Raw genomic sequence first — 19,832 nt, 5'->3', positions numbered from 1 at the left:
GGCTCCGATACGCTTTTTTTCCCCGGCGACCCCCACGGACGTATGCAGGTCGACGCGGTCGTGCTCGACGTCGACGGGGTGCTCGTCGACGTCGCCGACTCCTACAGGCGGGCCATCGTCGAGACCGTCGACCGGGTCCACGGACGGACGATTCCCCGGGAGGCCGTACAGTCGTTCAAGGACGCCGGCGGGTTCAACAACGACTGGGAGCTCACGGACGCACTCGCGCTGTACGTGCTTGCGTTCCGCGAGGGGCTCCGCTGGGACGTCGAGGAGTTCACCGACGAGATTCACCAGCGCGGAGGCGGCCTCGAGGCGGCACAGCAGATCGTCGCCGAGATGCCGAACGTTCCGCAGGCGCGGGTCCGCGACAAGTGGGACCGGGACCGCCTCAAAGCAGTTTTCCAGGCACTGTATCTGGGCGCTGATCTCTATCGCGAACTCGAGGGGGGCGAGCCACCCTTCGACGCGCCGGGCTACATCCACGACGAGCCGGTGATCGTCGAGTCGGCCACCCTCGAGTGGCTGACCGACCAGTTCGACGTCGGCGTAGTGACCGGGCGCCCGGCCGCGGAAGCCGAAATCGCACTCGACCGTGCGGGGCTGGACCTCCCGGCCGAGCACGTCTTCACGATGGACGACTGGGCGGAGGGAAAGCCCCACCCGAAGGCGCTTTTGACCCTCGCCGAGCTGTTCGACGCCGACCGGATCGCGTTCGTCGGCGACACCCTCGACGACGTGAAAACCGCCCGGAACGCCGACGCCGCCGATCCCGACCGGGTGTACTACGGGATCGGCGTGCTCACCGGCGGCCTCTCCGGCGAGACGGGACGCGGGAAGTTCGCCGACGCCGGCGCCGACGCCGTCCTCGAGTCTGTCAACGACGTGCTGTCGCTATTCGAGGACCCGTCCGATCCGTCGGCGTGATCACTCCCAGGGATGGCCCCCCGGCGTGTCGGGCCAGAGGGGATACCAGTACGACTCGTCGGATTCGACGGCGAGTTCGCCGTCGAGCACCGACTGGAGCTTGAACTCCGTCCGCTGATCACGTTCGTGATCGCCGTCGGGGACGAACGGGTAATACGCCCCTCGTCGGAACGAGTAAATCCAGTACGCCCGGGTGTCGCCCTTCCGGAAGCCGAACACCGCCGCCAGCAGCCGCGAACCGAACCCCTGTTCGATGAACTCGTCGGCCGCGAAGTGGATGCTCGTCACCAGATCCTCCGGGTCGTCGTCCTCGAGAACGAACCACTCGTAGCCGTGGTCGTCGGTGTACCGGTGAAAGCCGGTGCCGGTCTCGATTTCGCCGGCCTCCAGGATCGCCTCCACCTCTTCGACGGCCGCCTCGAAGGCGGTGGAGTCGACGCCCGAGAAACACAGCGCCGCCTCGCCGGCGTTGTCGTACCCCAGGTCCGCCTCCATCGTGAGGTAGGCGGTCGACATGCCGAACAGGTCCTCCGGGTCTGCGTCCCGGGAGGCGTCAGTCTCGGCGCTCGTTCCCAGCACCGCGCGAATCGTGTCGAAAAATCCCATACTCGTGTCTCCCGCCGATCAGGCGGTCTCCATCTCGCGTTCGAGTTCCCGGAGCCGGTCGACCCGCTCCTCGGTGGGGGGGTGCGTCGAGGCGATTTTGCCGATGAAGCCCGAGCGGATCGGGATGATGAAGAAGGCGTTCATCTCCGCTTGCTCCCGGAGGTCCTCCTTCGGCACGCGGTCCATCCGTCCGTTGATGGTCAACAGCGCCGAGGCGAGCGCGCCCGGGTTCCCGGTGATCGCCGCCGCGCCGCGGTCGGCGACGTACTCGCGGTACCGCGAGAGCGCCCTGATGAGGAAAAACGAGATGATCCACACCAGAAGCGACACCGCGATCGCAACGATGACGGGGGCGCCGCCCTGCCGGTTGTTGCCGCCGAGCAGCCACCCCCACCGGACGATGATGAACGCGATCGTCGAGAGGAACGACGCGATGGTCATCACCATCACGTCGCGGTTCTTGATGTGGGCGAGTTCGTGGGCGATGACGCCCTCGAGTTCCTCCTGGTCCAGCGTCCCCATCAATCCCTGAGTGACACAGACGGTGGCGTTGCGCTGGTTCCGGCCGGTCGCGAAGGCGTTGGGCACCTGTGAATCGGCCACCGCCACCGTCGGCTTCGGGAGGTCCGCCTGCTGGGAGAGGCGTTCGACCATCCGGTGGAGTTCTGGCGCCTCGTCGGGTTCGACCGTCCGGGCACCCATACTGTACAGCGCGAGTTTGTCGCTGTAGAAGTACTGTGCGAACGAGAACAGCCCGAACACGAGGATTATCGGCAGGATCCGTCCCTCGAAGACCACCGAGAGGGCGCCGATGAAGACGACGTACAGGACTGCGAGCAGGGCCATCGTAAAGAACATCCGGCCTTTCAGCCCCCAGTCGGTACTCCAGTTCATACGTTGGGACAACGGTTCGAACGCGGTTAAATATCTCCGTTTCGGCCCAACGGTGTAGCGACAGACGAGGAAAACCGCCGAACGCCTATATTTGTGAGGGACATACGGGCAGTGACATGAATCGTCGCGGGGTCCTGAAGGCGACGTCCGCCGGGGGAGTACTCCTGCTGTCGGGCTGTCTCGACACCCGGATCCGCCCCGCGCTCCCACAGGAAGGCACTGTCCGGATACAAAACCGGACCGACACCGGGCGAACTGTCGAGGTCCAGATCACGAACGAAATCGGTGCCACCTTCGTCTCGGAAACGGTTGCAGTCTCGCCACGCGATACCGAGGGGGCCGAGGTGAGCGAACGGATACTCGTGGACACCGGCGTGACGTATTCGGTGGACGTGAGCACCGACGATCGGCAGCGTGGCTACGAGTGGGACGTTCGCGAGGAAACCGGAAGTCTCCACGTCACGATCCGAAAGGCCGACATCGAGTTTGCAGTCGAGCCGTTCGAGAGACGATTCCGCCTCGATGAACTGTTCGACTGAGAGATCTCCGAACTCGAGGGGAACGTATGGTCTGCGAGGAGCGATCCCGGGGGCGATCACTCGTCCTCGTCGACGACGACGTAGGCACCGAAATCGTCGACGCTGCCCACCGGCGGGGCGCCGAACGCGAGCCAGACGTGCGTCTCCTCGGTATGGTTCTCGGTGTGGTTACAGAGATTCCGGACGGTGTCGGGATGCACCCGGACGACGCCACCCGCCGGAACCTCGTGAACCTCCCCGTCGATCGAAATCTGGCCGTCGGTCATCGCAACGAACACCTCCTCCTGACCCTCGTGGGTGTGGGGCGTGGTCACCTCGCCCGGCTCGACGATCACCTGATTCACCCGCAATTCAACCGCTCCGAGCGGTTCGGTTAGCTTTCTGACCTGAGTTTCACAGGTGTCGAACTGCGCTGTCGGGACCTCCTCGGGATCGACGATGCTGAAGCCGGTGGACATGTTCCACGTCTCGAGATAGAGACTGATAATACTCCGCCGTGATTCCGCCGTGACTCCCCCGTGATTCCGCCGTGACTCCCCCGTGATTCCGCCGTGACTCCCCCGTGATTCCGCCGTAACTCCGAGTCCCTTTTATCCGCTAATCGGCTATCAGGTTTCATGAGCGAGTCCCGGGAGTTCTGTCCGCGGTGTGGCAGCGCGGTCGACGCGCGCGAGGAGCCGCTGCCGGGCCAGCCGCGCGACCGGGACGAGAAACTGTGTGACGACTGTTACTTCGAAGACTTCGACCTCATCGACGCTCCCGACCGGATCGAAATTCAGGTCTGTTCGGGCTGTGGCGCCGTCCACAGGGGCAACCAGTGGGTCGACGTCGGCGCCCGCGATTACACCGACGTCGCGGTCGACGCCGTCACCGAGGGGCTCGGGGTCCACGTGAACGCCCGGGACGTCCAGTGGGGCGTCGAGCCCGAGCAGGTCGACGCCACCACGATCCGGATGCACTGTGAGTTCTCCGGAATCGTCCGGGGGACGCTCCGTCAGGAGTCGGTGACTGTCCCCGTCAAGATCGGCTCTGGAACCTGCAAACGTTGTGGTCGCATTGCGGGAGGATACTACGCGAGCGTCATCCAGATCAGGGCCGACAACCGAGCCCCGACGAGCGAAGAGACCACCCGTGCCGTCGAGATCGCCGAGTCGTACGTCGCCGCTCGGGAGGAGACAGGCAGCCGGGACGCGTTCATCACGGAGGTGACGGAGACGGACGACGGCGTCGACATCAAGCTGTCGAGGAACCAGCTCGGCCGGGGCGTCTCCGCCCGGATAATCGAGGAGCTCGGCGGGACCGTCGAGGACCACGCCACGCTGGTCACCGAGGACAGCGACGGCAACGAGGTGTACCGGGTCACGTTTGCGGTCCGACTGCCGCGGTATCGACCGGGCGACGTGATCGACCTCGACGACGAAGGACCGGTGCTGGTCCGGAGCGTCCGTGGGAACCTGAAAGGCGTCCGGCTCACCACCGGCGAACAGTACGAGGCGGACTACGAGGACGGAATCGCACCGGACGCCCGGAAGCTGGGCGACCACGAGGACGCCCAGGAGACGACGGTGGTCGCGGTCGAGGACGAACACGCGATACAGGTTCTCGATCCCGAGACGTACGAAGCGAAGACCATCGCCCGACCCGACTACGTCCCCGACGACGCCGAAACCGTCGCGGTACTGAAAAGTCGGGCCGGCCTGCACGTGCTTCCCGAAAACGGCGAGTCCGAGCTCTACTGAAAAGGGCCATCCGTTCTCGAAACCGGCACGGGCAGCCATCATCCCTCGAAAGACTTTATTGAGAAAGTAGCATACCGACGTATATGGATCGCCAAAAATGGTTCGCGCTGTTTTTCGCCGTCCTCATGGTGACTTCCATGGTCGCGTGGGGCGTCACGCTCCTGTAGGGGCACCGGCGCCGCGCCTCGACGTCACTCGCCCCAGACGTCCGAGAGCGGGTGGTCTTTTCTGGAGGACGGCCTCTCATCGTCGCGAGTCGCCGACGTCCCGTCGCTGTTCGCCGGCGCTCCACCGCTCTTGCCGGCGGAGTCTCGACGGCTCGGTCCTCCCCGAGTAGAGCTGTTCGACCCACGACTCCGGTGACCCCCGGTCCCGCCGGGCGCTGCGTCGATCCCCGACAGCGCCGCCGCCGGATCGAACTCCGGGAGATCGGGGCGTTCCATCGCGTCGATCGCGTCGGCGAACCACGGGGGGACGTCGGCCTCCGCGCGGTCGAACAGATCCAGAAGCGACGAGTCGGCGAGGTACGTCGCCCCGAAGTCGTCGGGTGCCCGGACGATCCGACCGCACGCCTGGATCACGGTCCGCAGCGCGACCCGGTGGTACCACGCCCACTGCCCGTCCTCGAGCCGTCTGGCGACCCGGGAGTCGCCGGTGTTGAGGTACGGCGCCTTGCAGATCACCTGCCACCGGGCGAGCTCGTCCCGGAGGTCGAGCGCCTCCTCCATCTTGACGGAGACGAAGACGTCCGGGTCGTCGGTCGCCTTCCACGCCTCGAGGGCGTCGTCGCGGTCGTGCCGGTCGTGAGTTCGCACCCGGGCGGCGACGCCCATTTCGGCGAGGCGGTCCGACAGGCGGCCGGCGATCGCATACGAGTGGGCGTGGACGATTCCCTTCTCGTCGGAATGTTCCGCCATGAGACGGACCAGCAATCGAGCGATCTTCGGGATCGTCGAATCGCGGTGCTCGAACGTCATCTTCCCCTGCGTGACGTCGTACAGCATCCGGTTCTCGAGCGGGAACGTGTGTTCGACGTCGACGAGCGCGACCGTCGAGGGGTCGAGCCCGACGCTCCGGCAGAACGCGTCCTTCGAGAGGATCGTCGCCGACAGCAGCGCGAACCGGTTTCCCCGATCCCAGACGGTGTGTCTGAGATACCGCGCCGGATCCAGCGGCTTGATCGTGATGGACGATCCCTCGCCGTCGGGTTGGTCGACGACCCACGTGGTCGTGCTGTCGGGATCGCGGTACGCCTCCAGGAACCAGCCGAGCTCCGAGATCAACTCCTGGAGCCGGTCGCGCCGGGCAGCCTCGGCGGGGGTGAGCTCCGGCTTCGAGAGCAGGTCGTCTTTCGCGCGCTCACAGACCCCCACGAGCGTCTCGGCGAACCGGGCCGTCCGATCGAGCGCGCCCTCATTCTCTCGGGTGTCGCCGTGGACGTCCGGGACGCCGACGCCGTCCCACACCGGAACGCGGTCGGGCGAGAGTTCGATCGTGGCGTACATCTCGGCCCACTCGGCGAGCCCGTGCGCCTCGTCGATGACCACGACGTCCCGCTTGCGAAACACCTCCGAGCCGGCGGTCTGCATGAAATACGCCAGCGTTGTCGCGGCGTACCGGCGGGCGGAAGCGATCGCCCGGTCGCCGTAGTAGGGACACCGGTGTTTGACGCTGCAGTCGAACCCCTGCCGGCGGGCACAGGGGGCCCGGTCGACCGGCGTGTCCCGTTCCCCCTGGAGAATGCAGGTGTAGTTGGACTTGCCGCGGATGACGTTCAGGTCCGACAGCAGGTCGTCCTCGGCGACATCCTCGAGCTGTGAGACCTGCGGCGTTGTGTAATACGCGCCCGTTGCCTGGTGGGGGTCGGCGTTTTCGGCCCGGCGCGCACAGCCCATGATCGCCCGCGCGAGCAGCGACTTCCCGCTGCCGGTGGGCGCACGCACGAGCACCACCTCGTTGCCGGCCTCGAAGGCGTCTTCTATCGCCGACAGTGCCGACTCCTGGTTGCCGCGGTAGGAGGGCGCCGGGAACGCCTCGAACAGCCGGGACGGTTGCACGTCACCCCCTCCGGAATCGAGGGGCAAAAGGGATTCCTTCCTCAGTCACTCCGCCTCGCTCGACTGTTCGATCTCCGTCGGACCCTCGGTCTCCGCCGATCGTTCGACGCCTACAGCCTCGACGCCGCCGAAGTACTGCTCGAGTTGGGCGTACGTCTCCGCGAGCCCGTCGGAGTTATCGACGGTGAGATGTTCGCCGCGGACGGGTTCGAAGCGATACCGGTAGTAGAGGTACACCTCGAAGTCGGCGTCGCTTGCCCCCTCGCGGGCCGCGATGCGGTCGCGAACGACCGGTTCGGCACACTCCACTTCGACGAACTCGATATCGACGTCCGCCTGGGCCGCGCGCTCCCGCAGCCAGTCGCGGTGGCGTCGCCTCGCGAACGTGGCGTCCAGCACCGCCACCTCACCCGTCGAGACCACCTCGAACGCCCTGTCGAACAGTTCGGCGTACGTCCGTCTGCGCTCCTCGGCCGTGTACGACGGATCAGGGAACAGTTCCTTTCGAATCACGTCCGTCCGGAGGAGTTGCCCGCCGACGTTGTCGGTGATCCACTCGGCCGTGGTGGTTTTTCCGACACCGGGAACCCCACAGATCGCGATGACCCGCCCGTCGGCCCGAGGACGGTCGGTCTTCGATCCGTTTTGCGCCGATCCGTTTTGCGCAGATCCGTTTTGCGCCGTTCCGTTTTGCGCCGTTCCGTTTTGCGCCGATCCGTTTTGCGCCGTTCCGTTTTGCGCCGATCCGTTTTGCGCCGATCCGTTTTGCGCCGATCCGTTCTGTGACGACTCGATCCGTGCGTCCGGCCCGTGCGGATCCCCCATCAGTCTGGTGACTGTCGGCCTGGATAATCAAACTACGTAGACCGGAGTGAAAGTGGTCCTGGCGGTGGTACATCCGTTCGCCGTGGTACCGGTACACAGTTCGCTCCGCCGACTATATTTTTAAGTAGATCGACCGTCGTGCTCCGAGCATGTCAGAATTTGGCATACTGTCACTGATCCCGCCGCTGCTCGCGATCGTACTGGCGATCATCACGCGGAAGGCGGTGCTGTCGCTGTTCCTCGGAATCTGGTCCGGGGGGATCCTGTACGCCGGCGGGCCGAATCCACTGGCGGATCCGGCCGGATGGGTGAGCGACGTCGCGAGCGCCGGCTTCGGCTTTTTCCCGACGTTCGACTGGATCGTCGCCGCCATCGCCGACGACTTCCACGCGATGATTCTGGTGTTCACGCTGTTTCTGGGCTCCGGCGTGGCGATGATCTGGAACCTCGGTGGCTCGTATGCCGTCCGGGACTGGGCGCTCGAGCGGCTCGACACCCAGCGAAAGGCCGGGATTGCGGCGTGGGTGCTGGGGCTCGTGATGTTCTTCGACGACTACGCCAACACCGCGATCGTCGGCAGCTCGATGAAGGACGTCTCCGACCAGCTCCGGATCTCCCGGGAGAAACTGTCGTACATCGTCGACTCGACGGCGGCGCCGGTGGCGACGCTGGCGATCTCCTCGTGGGTGGCGTTTCAGCTCGGATTGATCGCCGACGCGTACGACGACCTCGGGCTGGCGGAGCATCCCTCCGCCTTCGAGGTGTTCCTCAACTCGATCCCGTACAACATGTACGCGCTGCTCGCGATCGCGATGGTCGCAATCGTCGTCGGTACCCGTCGGGACTACGGGGAGATGCTCGATGCGGAACATCGGTCGTGGTCGACGGGGAAGGTGTACCGCGAGGATGCAAGACCGATGCAGGACGTCGAGGCCGAACTCGGGGAGCCACACGGGGACAACCCCAGGCTGGTGAACTTCTTCGTCCCCGTGATCGTTCTCGTCGTCGTCACGCTCGGCACCGCCCTGTGGACGGGCTACGAACCGGGGGCGGCCCTGATGGACATGATCATCGACGCCGACTACGCGGCGGCGTTGATCTACGGCTCGTTCGCGATGATCGTCTCCGGGTTCGTGCTGGGGAAGGTTTACGACATCTTCGGCTTCGGCGAGGCGACCGACACGACGATCGAAGGGTTCGGGATCATGCTCACCGCAGTGTCGATCCTGGTGCTCGCGTGGGGGATCGGCGAGGTGGTCTCGGCGCTGGAGACCGGCGAATACGTCGCCGGGTTTGCCGACGCGTATCTGGTGGCGGGGATCCTGCCGGCGCTGGTGTTGATCCTGGCTGCGTTTATCGCCTTCTCCACGGGCACTTCGTGGGGTACGATGGCCATCCTGACGCCGATCGCGATCCCGGTCGCCTGGAGCCTCACGGGCGATCACACCATGGTCGCGGCGGTCGTCGGGACGATCTTCTCCGGGTCGATCTTCGGCGACCACACATCCCCGATCTCCGATACGTCGGTGCTCTCCTCGACCTTTACCGGCGCCGACCTGATCGATCACGTCCGGACGCAACTGTATTACGCCGTCACGGTGGGACTCGTCGCGATCGTGCTGTTGCTCGTGTGGGGCTTCACCGGAATCACGCCGTTCGTTCTGGTGCCCGTCGGCGTGCTCCTGCTCGTCGGGCTCGTGTACGGGCTCTCGGAGCTGGACGCCCGACGCAAGGGTGTCGAGCCGGTTGCGGTCGACGCCGCGCAAGAGGAGATCGACGATCCGGTGAAGCCGGACGCCGAGGCGGGCGGGTCCGACGATTGACCCTCTCTCCGCCCTAACGGACGGAGATTCCTCCCTGGAAATCCATCCAGTCGATTCCCTCAGCTGTGACCGTGCGGACTCGTTGGCTCACCTTCGTTTCTTTTCAGGGTGTGGCGGGCCGGGGATCCACTCGGTGTGACCATCGCCAGGGAGAAGAGTCCGGATCGGTTATCGAGAAAAGATCTCCGCCGAGATTGCAGCGATTACCACATACCGTGTCATAGAAACGTTCACAGCAGATTTATCGCGTTGCATCGGAGTGGCAAACTGTTGAAATAGAACTAGTTAGAGAAGACAGTGCAAGATACAGAGCGTGTAGTCAGCACGGTCTTAGTGAAATGGTGGAGTAATCAGCGTCGGGCTCTGTAGTAAATTACGACGTTCGCCGGACGATGTCGCACACCTCGAGGAGGAGACATTACCGTACGTCAGACAAAGCGGCCCTCAGAATGGTTGACCTGCTCAAATATGGTGGTTACTCCCAGATATTCATGCAGAAAAAGTATTATCCCTCTATCCCAGTCACGACCATATGGCGACGAAGCTCGAGAAATACACCAAGTTGGTGATAAAGCGCGAATCTAAGAAAGTTCTGTTAGACTGTGCAACCTGTGGAGGTGACGGCCGATACCACGGAACCTGCGGCATTTGTGATGGTGATGGAGTAGTTTGGAAGAAGGTGTCGGGAGGAGACCTGTACAAATGTCGAACCTGTGGAGGTGACGGTCGATACCACGGAACCTGCGGCATTTGTGATGGAATAGGGGTTGTGGTCGCCAAGAGTCCTAGAATCAAGTGTCGAACCTGTGGAGGTGACGGCCGATACCACGGAACTTGTGGTAATTGTAATGGATACGGGAGTGTCCACACAGGCTCGATAAACGAATATTGACGACTGTGCTGTGAGAGCCGACAGTATATCCCAGTAATCTTCGACACGGCCACGGCTTTCGGTTCCCTCTTTCGGATCTATTACCCTGCGATAACCCCTATCAGAAGTCCTGTAGCTCCCGGTGCTTCTTCAAATACTTCGATGCAGGCAGTACCGCGTCGTTGTCAGGCAACTCCAGACGCTTTCCTTCGAGTTGCTTGAATTCGTAATAGCCGTCGCGGTCCGGGGCCTCCTTCACGAGGATTTCGTAGTCATCGCTAACAGCGAGCCACCCGTTGTCGAACGCCCAGTGATGGAGCTTACAAAGGGCAAGTCCATTCGCGACCGTATCCGGACCACCGTCTTCCTTCGGACGTATGTGGGCGGCTTCCACCTCAGGGATACCGTCGGGCGTCTCCCGACACTGCCCGCAAATCGCACAGGTTCCGTCGTAGATTTGTCGCACGAGCCGCCGGAATACAGTATCTCGAACCCGCTGTCGCACCTCAGTATACGACTCCTCGCTCGAATGTGTGTCCGATTCCTCCGCCAGTACCTCTTCGAGGATTTCCTGTTCAGCCGTGAGAGTGTGATCTCCGGAGTCTGTTCGATCAGTTCCGTCTACATCCTGGTGTTCCATCGTAAAAACGAGAACCTCACGACCATCTCGTTTCTTGAACTCGTAGTCGCAGACGTCAACGAGTCCCTGGTACTCCCAGCCGTCTTCAGTCGTATTCTGGTAGAAGAAATGCACCGGAATATCCGATGAAGTCGCGTCGATGAGCGTCGAATTTCCGGGTGACGTTTCGCTTTGATCGCCGGAAAGCCCTTCACCAATATACTCGAATTGGCCGTCTCGCACGGAATCATCGTAGGGACCATCCTCCCTGGCAAACACGAGGACGTAGCGGTGGTCGTGATCGTCTCGACGTGGATTGATGCCAGTAATACGGTAGCCAAACCCCGTCTCGAACGCTGCTTCGATTTCGTCCTGGGTGAGTGTATCCCCCACCGACACACCGTCCGGTGGCCTCCATATTGACGGAGAAAGATCGCTGTGGTCCCCCTTTTCAGCCACGAGCGCTTCACCTGTGTCCGTGATTCGGTTGACCCCGTCTTCACGTGTGAGATAGCCCAGTACTTGCAACCATTCCCGATGTCGGATTGCTGGCCCGGGCGTAGACATTTCGGCTTCGTCGAACCTGCTGGTCAGCAACGTCATGATTTCCTCGTCAGTCATCGACCCCTGACTGAGAGCAGTAAGGATCGTCTCGAAGCCTTTCACACCCTCTGAAAGTGCCTTGTATAGCGTTTCTGGTTCCTGGGTTTGCAGCCACTGCTCCCCGTACTCGGCTAGTGTACACTCCTCGTCGGTGAGGTCGATCAGTTCGATCGACGCCAGAAACGCCAGGTGATGATCCACGGCGTCAGAACTTCCTGCAGGAGTATTTGAGAGTACCCAGTCAACGAGTTGTTCACGGGGCGGATGGTGAGCCCGGACGTACTCGAGCATCGATCGGAGGTTCTCGAGGCGGTTCGTGACACCGCCGTAGAATCGGTCCGTGGTCATCCGGCGCTCATCACTCATAATTGACGGAGCGCCCGCGACACTTGTAATGGTACTTGTTAAGCGAATTCGATGAGAGTTCTCGGCGATCGCGCCGGTTTTAAAAGGACCTGCAGAAGAGGTGTACTCCTAGCGAGTATCGTCTCCCGCTGGAGACGAGACTCGCACCACTTGTTTGCCGATGTTGTCGCCCTCGAATAGGCCAAGAAAAGCATCGGGGGCGTTCTCTAACCCTTCGACAATCGTCTCCCGGTGGTCAAGTTCCCCGCTTGCCACCCACCGGGAGATCCGTTCGTTCGCCTCGCCGAATCGGGTGGAAAAATCACTCACGAGCAGCCCTTGAACCTTCGCTCGCGGGGCGATCAGTTGTGGAAGCTTCCGCGGGCCTGTCGGCGGCTCCTCGTCATTATAATGGGCGATCTGCCCGCAGACGGCGACGCGAGCGTCAAGATTGAGTTTCGTGAAAACCGCATCCGTGATCGGGCCGCCAACGTTGTCGAAATACACGTCCACGCCGCCGGGTGCGGCGTCCTCGAGCGCAGCACGGTAGTCGTCAGTCGTTTTGTAGTTTATTGCAGTATCGAACCCGAGATCGTCAGTGAGCCATGCGGTCTTCTCGTCGCTACCTGCGAATCCGACCACCTGACACCCGTTTCGTTTCGCGATCTGGCCGACGACTGATCCGACCGCACCGGCCGCACCGGAAACGACGACCGTGTCGCCGGGCTTGGGTTCGCCAACCTCCAGCAAGCCGAAGTACGCCGTCCGACCCGGCATTCCGAGGACACCGAGATACGCTTCGGGGTTCGCGACCGAGGGATCGACAGGGACAACCTCCTCCGTATCGAGAACGGAGTAATCCCCCCACGTCCCTTCCCCGGTAACGAGATCGCCCTCGTGGTAGTCGTCACTCTCACTTTCGACAACCTCGCCGACGATCCCGCCTCGAAGTGTGTCACCCACGTCCCACGGCTCCGCATAGGATTTCGAATCGCGCATTCGGCCGCGCATGTATGGATCGACCGAGAGATATCGCGTCCGGACGAGCAGCTCCCCTGACCCGTGTGTGGGGACGTCGGTTTCCTGTAAGTCAAAACACGCTGTATCGGGCTCGCCGACCGGCCGCTCGGCGAGAATCCACTCACGGTTGGTGTTCGTCATACTCCGAGTTGGAGGGAACGACGCAATAGTGTTTGGACGCCACAGTCCATGAACTCTCCGAGGCGGAGTTCGAGGAGCAACTCGAACGGATCCTGGACGTGGAAGCAACCGAGGACCGGTCGATCGAACTCGAATCCGTCGACAGGTGACGGGAATGGACTGGATCCACTCGCGGCCACGCTCCCCCACCCTCGGCGAAGGGATTATGACACACTGCATCGACGGGTGAGTATGTCTCGAGACGCGATTCTGCGGCGGAATTATCTTCAGCTCTGTGGGATACTCGGGGTCGGTGCGATGGCGACTGTGGAAGGGGGACGTGCCGCCGAAACCGTCCGGACCCACGAAGCCGATCAACACACGGGAACTGCCGACGCCTTCCTCATGGTCAATCACCTCAACCATGCGCTCCAGGAGCAGCGAGGGTGGGACGACGCGGATCGGACACGGGCGATCAGAGCGGTCCTGCAACTCGACCCGGATCTCCTGAACGAACTCGACTTGACCGGATGGCACGGCCCCGACAGTCGGGGGTATGCAGCTCGGCACCGGGAGATCCGATCTGTCGCGAACACGTACGATCTGCCGTTCTCACTCGGAGTGCATGCCTACATCAATACGGACCAGCTCCACCCGGATTGGTACGAGCAGCTTCCCGAAGACGAACGGTGGGAGTATCCCGATGGATCCACAGTATGGCACCCGAATGCACTGGCAGCCGAGTCGTTCGACCGGCAGCCGCGGATGCCCCACGGCGAGGACCAGGAGACGATCAATCCCTCCTCGTTCGCGGAAGGAACGCGCGATCGACTGATACGAACGGGCGCAGAAATCCTCGCGTGGGGGGCCACCGAGTTCTGGATCGATTCGCCGGTCCAGGGGATTCATTCTGGACTTGATTTCTCGGAGTGGGCCCAGACTGCGTTCCGCGAGCACCTCACAGCACTCCCGGACCACAGGCGTTCGGAACTCGGAATCGACGATCCGGCGTCCTTCGACGTCCTCGACTACTTCGAAGCTGCCGGGGTCACACCAGCAGAGACCTCGACACCCGCAGCGGATCCCGTCTTTCGAGAATACGCGATGTTTCAACACACCGAACAACGCGAATTTGTCGACGACGTCTTCTCCGAAGCGGTGGCTCGCGCACCGGCCCGTGACACCGGATACACCGTCTTCGGGCTCGGCTTCGGTCTCCAATGGAATCACCTCTCGCCGGCAAGTATCTACAAATCCGATCACGTAGACGTCATCTCGATCGAAACACAGCCCACGGTTCCGCCGGAACGACCCCACGATATGTCGATGAAAATCGGTCGGGCAGCCGGCCGATTCGAAAAACCAGTCCGAGCCTGGGGACGCATGTTCGAGAACTTCACAACGACTGCCGGACTGGAGACCAGTGACCAGTACCCGACGCTCATGCAGTTTCACGTCGCACAGGCGTACAGCAACGGGGTCAGGCGGAGTCTTCCGATGACTGGTCTCCCGAATTCACATGCGGACCGAGCAGTCAACAGTTGGATGCAGCCGGATGGAACGATTCCGGATGAACTCCACCAGTGTGCCGATTTCCTTCGTGCGATGGAGCCATACCTCACCGACGTCACGGAGGCTTCCGAGACGGTCGTTGCCGTGTCACTACCGACGCTGTTGTGGCAACGGACACCTGAATGGGGGACGTATCGGGCGGATCATTCGGTTGCGCTGGGTGAGGTCGCAAACGTCCTCCGGAACCAACACGTTCCCTACGACGTCGTCATTCTCGATATGCCCGACCTCTGGGAAGCCCCCGAACAGACAGAACGACTGCAGTCGTACGACCGCCTCGTGCTTCCCGGCGTCGAATGCGTCTCCGATCGCCACGCCGAGGCGATTACTGCTGCACTCGATACAGGGACAACGGTGATCGCTACAGGAACACCACCGGTGCGATCCGAAGAGTACCAACCACGAGATGACCTCCGTGCCCACCTGGACGAAGCCGACCGAGCGACCGTGCTGGATACTGAGCCGAATCAGCACGGAACAGGGGAAAGCGCAGACCGGTTCCGAGAGGCACTCGACGATGATTCACCCCACGTCTCGATCGAGACAGACACCGACGTTGGCGTGTCCGTCTTCACGAACGCAGGGACCACGATCGTCCACCTCGTAAACTACGAATACGACCGCGAAACCGACGAGATGGATCGACTCGACGATCTCGCAGTGTCGCTGTCCGAGGCTGCTGATGAGGCAACGTACTACACACCACAGGGAGTCACCGATCTCTCCGTAGAGCCGACAGACGATGGGATATCGCTCCAGGTGCCAACTGTACGAGTGTGGGGCATCCTCGTCCTCGACGAGAGAGCCCCAGAAACGACGGAAGAAACGGTACGCGAACAGATCGAGGAGATCCGAACCGTGATCGAGGCGACGGACACCGACAGGGAGCCACTCGCTGTTCGCGCGGGCGCTAAACTCGACAAAGCCGAACGAGTGTTGCAGTACAACGCCCTCGAGGTCGCACAGTCATTGGCAACCGAGGCCGAAGACCTGATCGAGGGAGTCGCAGAGACACAAACACCCACCGCCACGCCGACCGAAGACGACCCTACTCCCACAGAAACGACGGAACCCACAGAGCAATCGCCGACAAAAACTGACGAAACCGTCCCCGGATTCGGTATTCCTGCGACACTGCTTTCTGCTGGCGCGCTGTATGCACTGCTCGAGAGCAGGCAGACCGAAGAGTAGGGGAACGACAGTCCGGTGTGGGTTTGTCGCGAGCAACGGACGGGGCGGAACCGCTGTCGATTCCCTCGATTGCCTCGAGTCAACCAATTTTTACCGTCTCGAGTTCCAACCCAGATCCACATGAACCAGACTGGACTGCAACTCCGGATGGCAGTCGTCGGAAGCGTCCTGTTCGGCCTGTACCTGGCCGCGGCGTGGTTCTTCCACCTGTTTTTCGGGGTCGACCTGCTGCTGGTCGTCCTCCTCAGCATCGTGCTGCTGCCGGCCGGCCAGTACAAACTCGGCAAGTGGCTGGCGATCAGGAGTGCCGGCGCCCAGGACATGCCGGAGGATCACCCCCAGTTCCGGAAAGTCCATCAGATGACCGAGTCGCTGTGCCGGGACATGGACATGGAAAAGCCCCGGCTGATGGTCGCCGAAATGGGCGTCCCGAACGCCTTCGCGACCGGCCGCAAGGGGGCCGGTATCGTCGTCGTCTCGACCGAGCTCATGCAGGTGCTCGAAGACGACGAGCTCGAAGGGGTGATCGCCCACGAGCTCGCGCACCTCAAGAACCGCGACACCGTGATGATGACCCTCGGCCAGTCGATCGCGACGATCGTCGGCTACGCGGTGTTCTTCTTCGTCCAGGTGCTGGGCGAGGACAACCCGGGGAGTTTCGTCGTCGCCTGGATCGCCTCCATCCTGGCGAACTTCCTGGTGATGATCTTCGTGATGGCGATCTCCCGGTACCGCGAGTACGTCGCCGACGACACCGCCCGGCGCTACATCGGCTCCGGAGATCCGCTCGCCCGCGCCCTCGAGAAGATCTCCCGCAGCGCCGAGGGCCGGGAGTCCCGGATCGACGACAGCGGCGTCAACGCGCTGTGTATCTTCAACGCCGACCGGAGCACCCTCCAGCGGATCTTCTCGACGCATCCGCCCACCGAAAAGCGGATCGAGAACCTGCGGCGGTGAGTCACGAATACGCGTCGTCGAGCTCTCGTTCGCGGCGCATCAGCTCCTCGACGCCGTGCTCGAGGATGCCGCGCCCCATCGCTGTCGGGCGATAGTACGTGTAGAAACCGTAGCTATCGGCGGTCCGCCGCTGTCGCTTGTCGACCAGTCCGACATCGACCAGCTCGTCGGGGTGATAGTAGAAATTGTGGGACTCGACGTCGACTGCGGCCGTGAGATCATCGCGACCGAACCGTCGGTTCGAAGTGCAATGCTTGGAGCCGTCCACGCCCGCTGGGACGCCAGCGTTCGGACGTTCACCGATGCCGCCGACTGCTGTCGCCTCTGTGCACAGTTCTGTACCCACATTCAGAACGAAGAGCTCTATGGCTCCCTGGATCGCCTCGACTGATCGCACTCCCGCCGACTACTAAAAGAGCCAAGGGCCCGAATTAAGGCAGTATTTTACGTATAAGCCATCACATCAAGTGAATTATCGCCAAATCACCCCAGATAGCGGATGAAGAAATGTTGTTGTCTTAGATTGCTATGTGGATGGCAACCCGGTGAGTCGATGAGTGCCCCCCTCCCACGATAGATTATTAGGTCCGTGGATCCGATAACTATGTACGATGGCCTCTTCCAGTAGTGAGTCCTCCGACGAACTTGCGACCGCGGTGGGTCGGTACGTCCTCGGCGATCTCTCGCTCGGACGTGCTGCCGAAGCGGCCGGACTGTCCCGGTGGGAGTTCGAAGAAGTGCTGGAAGACGCTGGCTTCACGTCGCTCTACGGGCCACGAACTGACGACCAGTTACAGCGGGAGATCGACGTTGCACTCGATCTCGACGAATAGATGCCGGACGGATACCCGCAACCGGTTTTCCTCGACGCAACGGCCATCAGTAATTTCGCCAGTACGAGCTCGGTCGAATTTCTCGTTCACCTACTCGAAGCTCCAATCGTAGTACCCGCAGTCCGTGACGAAATTGAACGGGGAGTCGAACACGGTCACGAGTATCTGACCAGCGCCGTCGAGGCGTTCGACAACGGACTGGCAGTCAGTGACGTTCCACCCGAAATAGGAAGAGTAAGCCTCCATGAGCGACTTGATCCGGGAGAAAGGGAAGCATTGCGGGGAGCCGTTGAACGCGACGGGACGATTGCCACTGATGACCTCGCAGCACGCCGTCTTGCGACGGAACTGGATGTGCCGGTCACTGGATCGATAGGCCTCCTCGTCCTCGGCATCAAACGCGAGCATATCGACAGCGAAACTGCGGACGAATGGCTAGAGGTCTGGCGGGACGAACGCGGCTACTACGCCCCCGTCGAGAGCGTCACGGAACTATTAGATGAATAGAGCCGCGAACGGACGAGAACAGGACCAACGAGTCCTCCCCAGTTATGGACCTCAACAACGCAAAAATTCGGGAGACCTGTGCTGACGCGGTGTTCGAGCGCGGGCGGGACTACCGCGACGAAGGACACATCCAGCGAATTGAACGGTTTGGCGACGTGGTTACAGCCGCGGTTCGAGGGACGAGTCTGTACGACGTGACCGTCGATCTAGGCGAATCCACCATCGATGCTCGGTGTACGTGTCCTTACGAAGGAGCGGGCGAGTGCAAGCACGTCGTCGCGGTGCTGCTGGACGTCGTCGCCGATCCGCCCCAAGACGAGAGCGAACACGTCGAAAGGGTTATCGAAGATGTCTCGTCTGACGACCTACGTGCGTTCGTGCGCGATGCACTCGCCGAAAATCCGGACCTGCGCGAGCAGTTCCTCGCACGGTTTGGCGACGGCGGCAAGTCGGTCGAAGCGTACCGTGACGAGATCGAGGAGCTGTTCGACCAGCACACACAGCACTATCCAGTCGTCACGGAAGCTATCGACTTTTCTCACTTCTTCGAAGTGGCCGAGCAGTACCGCGAGCGCGAGTGCTACCGGGCGGCTGCGACCGTCTACCGTGCGCTGTTCGAGGGAATCGACGACAACCATACCCGCATCGACGCCGCATACGATCACTACGCCAAGGCCTTGCGGTCTGCGCTCGAAGGGTACGTCGACTGTGTGCTCGCGGCCGACCCAAGCGACAACGAATTTGAACGATTCGCCGGCGCACTCGAAGCACAGGCGATGTCCGAACCGCGAATCAACGAGGAGCAGTTCCGACGTGCGCTCGGCACCCTCGAAGATCGACGATGACGTTTCCCAGCCGAGGTGAAAACGGACCGTTTACTGAGAAGGATTATTTTTGATATCGGTCCAAATACTCGATAGGACGACGCAACGCGCAGATTCTGTCCCTACGGCGGTACTGCGAGACACCCGTGAACGTCGCTTGTGGACCTTCGACGGATGTGCGTCCGAAACTTCTGTCGTATTCCCGAGATACCGCTTTCAAAAGCAAAAATATGCCAAGAGAATGTCGTCTTGGGCTTTAGGGTATCGTGTAAGAGCCAAGGGCCGGATTTGAACCGGAGTCGTCTCGCTCGCGTACGCTCGCTCCACGACAGGGTTCAAATCGCAGCCTGATGGCTTCCGCTCGTCACCTTCGTTCCTCGCAGGAAGCCAAGGGCCGGATTTGAACCGGCGTTGGGCGGCTCTGCAGGCCGCTGCGTCTGACCGAACTCTGCCACCTTGGCGCACCTGAACCTACCCGATTCGAACTCTTAAGGCTAGCGGTCTCCCGTATCGCGCCCCTCCGCCAGGGCACCGATCACGGCACCGGCGTCACGCGATCCACGTGTTCCAGTGCCGCGAGATCGTCGGCGAGTGCGTCCTGGTCCACGCCTGCCTCGTAATAAAAGACGAGGTCGAACGATCCCTCCCGGAGGAGCTGTTGACACTCCCAGACGAACTCCTCGTCCTCGAGGGTCAGACCCTGAAACTGGTTCGATGAAAAATCGGGGTCGTCGTTGCCGGCGTAGATGTACGCCTCCCCCTTGTCGGCGTGGTCGGAGATCGCGTCGTGGATGTCGACGGTGAGCTCCTGCATCTCGAGGTCCGCCTGCCCGTCGAGATGGGTGTGGACGATACAGCCGACGAGTTCGATCTCCCCCGGCTCGAGGAGCGCCTTCGTCCGCTCGTACAGCTCCTGATCGATCACGTCGTTCATCGCCGGACCTTCTCCGCCTGCCTACA

General features: G+C 62.1%; 18 protein-coding genes and 1 tRNA gene. 9 read left to right on the top strand and 10 right to left on the bottom strand.

Annotation, left to right across the window (positions count from 1 at the left end; translation table 11 throughout):
• The first annotated feature begins 42 nt into the window (after positions 1 to 42).
• Positions 43 to 927: a TIGR01548 family HAD-type hydrolase gene (locus AArcCO_RS02270; RefSeq protein ID WP_259534781.1), complete on the top strand. Its 885-nt coding sequence runs from the start codon at positions 43 to 45 to the stop codon at positions 925 to 927.
• On the opposite strand, the gene AArcCO_RS02265 is transcribed toward AArcCO_RS02270, so the two are convergent.
• A complete protein-coding gene (locus AArcCO_RS02265) occupies positions 928 to 1,533 on the bottom strand; it encodes a PspA-associated protein PspAB (protein WP_259534780.1) in 606 nt (201 codons plus the stop codon).
• A gap of 18 nt (positions 1,534 to 1,551) precedes the next feature.
• Positions 1,552 to 2,427: a zinc metalloprotease HtpX gene (htpX, locus tag AArcCO_RS02260; RefSeq protein ID WP_259534779.1), complete on the bottom strand. Its 876-nt coding sequence runs from the start codon at positions 2,425 to 2,427 to the stop codon at positions 1,552 to 1,554.
• Between the two features lie 116 nt (positions 2,428 to 2,543).
• Between htpX and AArcCO_RS02255 the strand changes: the two genes are divergently transcribed.
• Positions 2,544 to 2,966, top strand: coding sequence for a hypothetical protein (locus AArcCO_RS02255; RefSeq protein WP_259534778.1), 423 nt, complete (start codon positions 2,544 to 2,546; stop codon positions 2,964 to 2,966).
• Positions 2,967 to 3,022: 56 nt separating this feature from the next.
• On the opposite strand, the gene AArcCO_RS02250 is transcribed toward AArcCO_RS02255, so the two are convergent.
• Positions 3,023 to 3,424, bottom strand: coding sequence for a cupin domain-containing protein (locus tag AArcCO_RS02250; RefSeq protein WP_259534777.1), 402 nt, complete (start codon positions 3,422 to 3,424; stop codon positions 3,023 to 3,025).
• A gap of 159 nt (positions 3,425 to 3,583) precedes the next feature.
• Between AArcCO_RS02250 and AArcCO_RS02245 the strand changes: the two genes are divergently transcribed.
• A complete protein-coding gene (locus tag AArcCO_RS02245) occupies positions 3,584 to 4,705 on the top strand; it encodes a 60S ribosomal export protein NMD3 (protein WP_259534776.1) in 1,122 nt (373 codons plus the stop codon).
• Between the two features lie 191 nt (positions 4,706 to 4,896).
• Here AArcCO_RS02245 and AArcCO_RS02240 read toward each other — a convergent pair whose 3' ends face one another.
• A complete protein-coding gene (locus AArcCO_RS02240; protein WP_259534775.1) occupies positions 4,897 to 6,762 on the bottom strand; it encodes a helicase C-terminal domain-containing protein in 1,866 nt (621 codons plus the stop codon).
• A 45-nt stretch (positions 6,763 to 6,807) separates the two neighbouring features.
• On the bottom strand, positions 6,808 to 7,587 hold the full coding sequence (locus AArcCO_RS02235) for a P-loop nucleotide/nucleoside kinase family protein (protein WP_259534774.1): 780 nt from the start codon (positions 7,585 to 7,587) through the stop codon (positions 6,808 to 6,810).
• A gap of 149 nt (positions 7,588 to 7,736) precedes the next feature.
• Between AArcCO_RS02235 and AArcCO_RS02230 the strand changes: the two genes are divergently transcribed.
• Positions 7,737 to 9,410, top strand: a complete 1,674-nt coding sequence (locus AArcCO_RS02230; protein WP_259534773.1) for a Na+/H+ antiporter NhaC family protein — start codon at positions 7,737 to 7,739, stop codon at positions 9,408 to 9,410.
• Positions 9,411 to 10,402: 992 nt separating this feature from the next.
• Here AArcCO_RS02230 and AArcCO_RS02225 read toward each other — a convergent pair.
• Positions 10,403 to 11,869 carry an HNH endonuclease gene (locus AArcCO_RS02225; RefSeq protein ID WP_259534772.1) on the bottom strand — a complete coding sequence of 489 codons (1,467 nt, stop codon included), beginning with the start codon at positions 11,867 to 11,869 and terminating at the stop codon, positions 10,403 to 10,405.
• A gap of 108 nt (positions 11,870 to 11,977) precedes the next feature.
• Positions 11,978 to 13,009: an NADP-dependent oxidoreductase gene (locus AArcCO_RS02220; RefSeq protein WP_259534771.1), complete on the bottom strand. Its 1,032-nt coding sequence runs from the start codon at positions 13,007 to 13,009 to the stop codon at positions 11,978 to 11,980.
• Between the two features lie 297 nt (positions 13,010 to 13,306).
• Here AArcCO_RS02220 and AArcCO_RS02215 point away from each other — a divergent pair, with 297 nt between their 5' ends.
• Together AArcCO_RS02215 and AArcCO_RS02210 are read left to right on the top strand one after the other, a co-directional pair.
• Complete coding sequence (locus tag AArcCO_RS02215; protein WP_259534770.1) at positions 13,307 to 15,751, top strand: hypothetical protein; 2,445 nt, start codon at positions 13,307 to 13,309, stop codon at positions 15,749 to 15,751.
• A 120-nt stretch (positions 15,752 to 15,871) separates the two neighbouring features.
• The gene (locus AArcCO_RS02210) at positions 15,872 to 16,708 is read left to right on the top strand and encodes a M48 family metallopeptidase (protein ID WP_259534769.1); all 837 of its coding nucleotides are present in this window, start codon (positions 15,872 to 15,874) and stop codon (positions 16,706 to 16,708) included.
• A gap of 1 nt (position 16,709) precedes the next feature.
• On the opposite strand, the gene AArcCO_RS02205 is transcribed toward AArcCO_RS02210, so the two are convergent.
• Positions 16,710 to 17,054: a hypothetical protein gene (locus AArcCO_RS02205; RefSeq protein WP_259534768.1), complete on the bottom strand. Its 345-nt coding sequence runs from the start codon at positions 17,052 to 17,054 to the stop codon at positions 16,710 to 16,712.
• A 265-nt stretch (positions 17,055 to 17,319) separates the two neighbouring features.
• On the opposite strand from AArcCO_RS02205, the gene AArcCO_RS02200 reads away from it, so the two are divergent.
• Genes AArcCO_RS02200 through AArcCO_RS02190 form a run of 3 tightly spaced genes read left to right on the top strand, consistent with a single transcriptional unit; the run spans position 17,320 to position 18,893 of the window.
• Positions 17,320 to 17,541 (top strand): UPF0175 family protein, encoded by a 222-nt coding sequence (locus tag AArcCO_RS02200; RefSeq protein WP_089769501.1) that lies wholly within the window; start codon positions 17,320 to 17,322, stop codon positions 17,539 to 17,541.
• Entirely contained in the window at positions 17,542 to 18,048 is a 507-nt protein-coding gene (locus tag AArcCO_RS02195) for a PIN domain-containing protein (protein WP_259534765.1), read from the top strand.
• A gap of 44 nt (positions 18,049 to 18,092) precedes the next feature.
• A complete protein-coding gene (locus tag AArcCO_RS02190) occupies positions 18,093 to 18,893 on the top strand; it encodes an SWIM zinc finger family protein (RefSeq protein WP_259534764.1) in 801 nt (266 codons plus the stop codon).
• Between the two features lie 364 nt (positions 18,894 to 19,257).
• Here the strand turns inward: AArcCO_RS02190 and AArcCO_RS02185 are convergent.
• Positions 19,258 to 19,333, bottom strand: a tRNA-Cys gene (locus AArcCO_RS02185).
• A gap of 74 nt (positions 19,334 to 19,407) precedes the next feature.
• Complete coding sequence (locus AArcCO_RS02180) at positions 19,408 to 19,806, bottom strand: DUF5778 family protein (protein ID WP_259534763.1); 399 nt, start codon at positions 19,804 to 19,806, stop codon at positions 19,408 to 19,410.
• Positions 19,807 to 19,832: the final 26 nt, after the last annotated feature.

Origin of the sequence: Halalkaliarchaeum sp. AArc-CO (genome assembly GCF_024972735.1) — an archaeon.
Lineage (GTDB): Archaea > Halobacteriota > Halobacteria > Halobacteriales > Haloferacaceae > Halalkaliarchaeum.
Note: the sequence above shows the minus strand (reverse complement) of the source record. Positions and strands in the feature narration are given on the sequence as shown.

Bases quoted from the DNA above. Each gene is read 5' to 3' on its own strand.
- AArcCO_RS02270 (WP_259534781.1), top strand. From the start codon at position 43: ATGCAGGTCGACGCGGTCGTGCTCGACGTCGACGGGGTGCTCGTCGAC.
- AArcCO_RS02265 (WP_259534780.1), bottom strand. From the start codon at position 1,533: ATGGGATTTTTCGACACGATTCGCGCGGTGCTGGGAACGAGCGCCGAG.
- htpX (WP_259534779.1), bottom strand. From the start codon at position 2,427: ATGAACTGGAGTACCGACTGGGGGCTGAAAGGCCGGATGTTCTTTACG.
- AArcCO_RS02255 (WP_259534778.1), top strand. From the start codon at position 2,544: ATGAATCGTCGCGGGGTCCTGAAGGCGACGTCCGCCGGGGGAGTACTC.
- AArcCO_RS02250 (WP_259534777.1), bottom strand. From the start codon at position 3,424: ATGTCCACCGGCTTCAGCATCGTCGATCCCGAGGAGGTCCCGACAGCG.
- AArcCO_RS02245 (WP_259534776.1), top strand. From the start codon at position 3,584: ATGAGCGAGTCCCGGGAGTTCTGTCCGCGGTGTGGCAGCGCGGTCGAC.
- AArcCO_RS02235 (WP_259534774.1), bottom strand. From the start codon at position 7,587: ATGGGGGATCCGCACGGGCCGGACGCACGGATCGAGTCGTCACAGAAC.
- AArcCO_RS02230 (WP_259534773.1), top strand. From the start codon at position 7,737: ATGTCAGAATTTGGCATACTGTCACTGATCCCGCCGCTGCTCGCGATC.
- AArcCO_RS02225 (WP_259534772.1), bottom strand. From the start codon at position 11,869: ATGAGTGATGAGCGCCGGATGACCACGGACCGATTCTACGGCGGTGTC.
- AArcCO_RS02220 (WP_259534771.1), bottom strand. From the start codon at position 13,009: ATGACGAACACCAACCGTGAGTGGATTCTCGCCGAGCGGCCGGTCGGC.
- AArcCO_RS02215 (WP_259534770.1), top strand. From the start codon at position 13,307: ATGGCGACTGTGGAAGGGGGACGTGCCGCCGAAACCGTCCGGACCCAC.
- AArcCO_RS02210 (WP_259534769.1), top strand. From the start codon at position 15,872: ATGAACCAGACTGGACTGCAACTCCGGATGGCAGTCGTCGGAAGCGTC.
- AArcCO_RS02200 (WP_089769501.1), top strand. From the start codon at position 17,320: ATGGCCTCTTCCAGTAGTGAGTCCTCCGACGAACTTGCGACCGCGGTG.
- AArcCO_RS02195 (WP_259534765.1), top strand. From the start codon at position 17,542: ATGCCGGACGGATACCCGCAACCGGTTTTCCTCGACGCAACGGCCATC.
- AArcCO_RS02190 (WP_259534764.1), top strand. From the start codon at position 18,093: ATGGACCTCAACAACGCAAAAATTCGGGAGACCTGTGCTGACGCGGTG.
- AArcCO_RS02180 (WP_259534763.1), bottom strand. From the start codon at position 19,806: ATGAACGACGTGATCGATCAGGAGCTGTACGAGCGGACGAAGGCGCTC.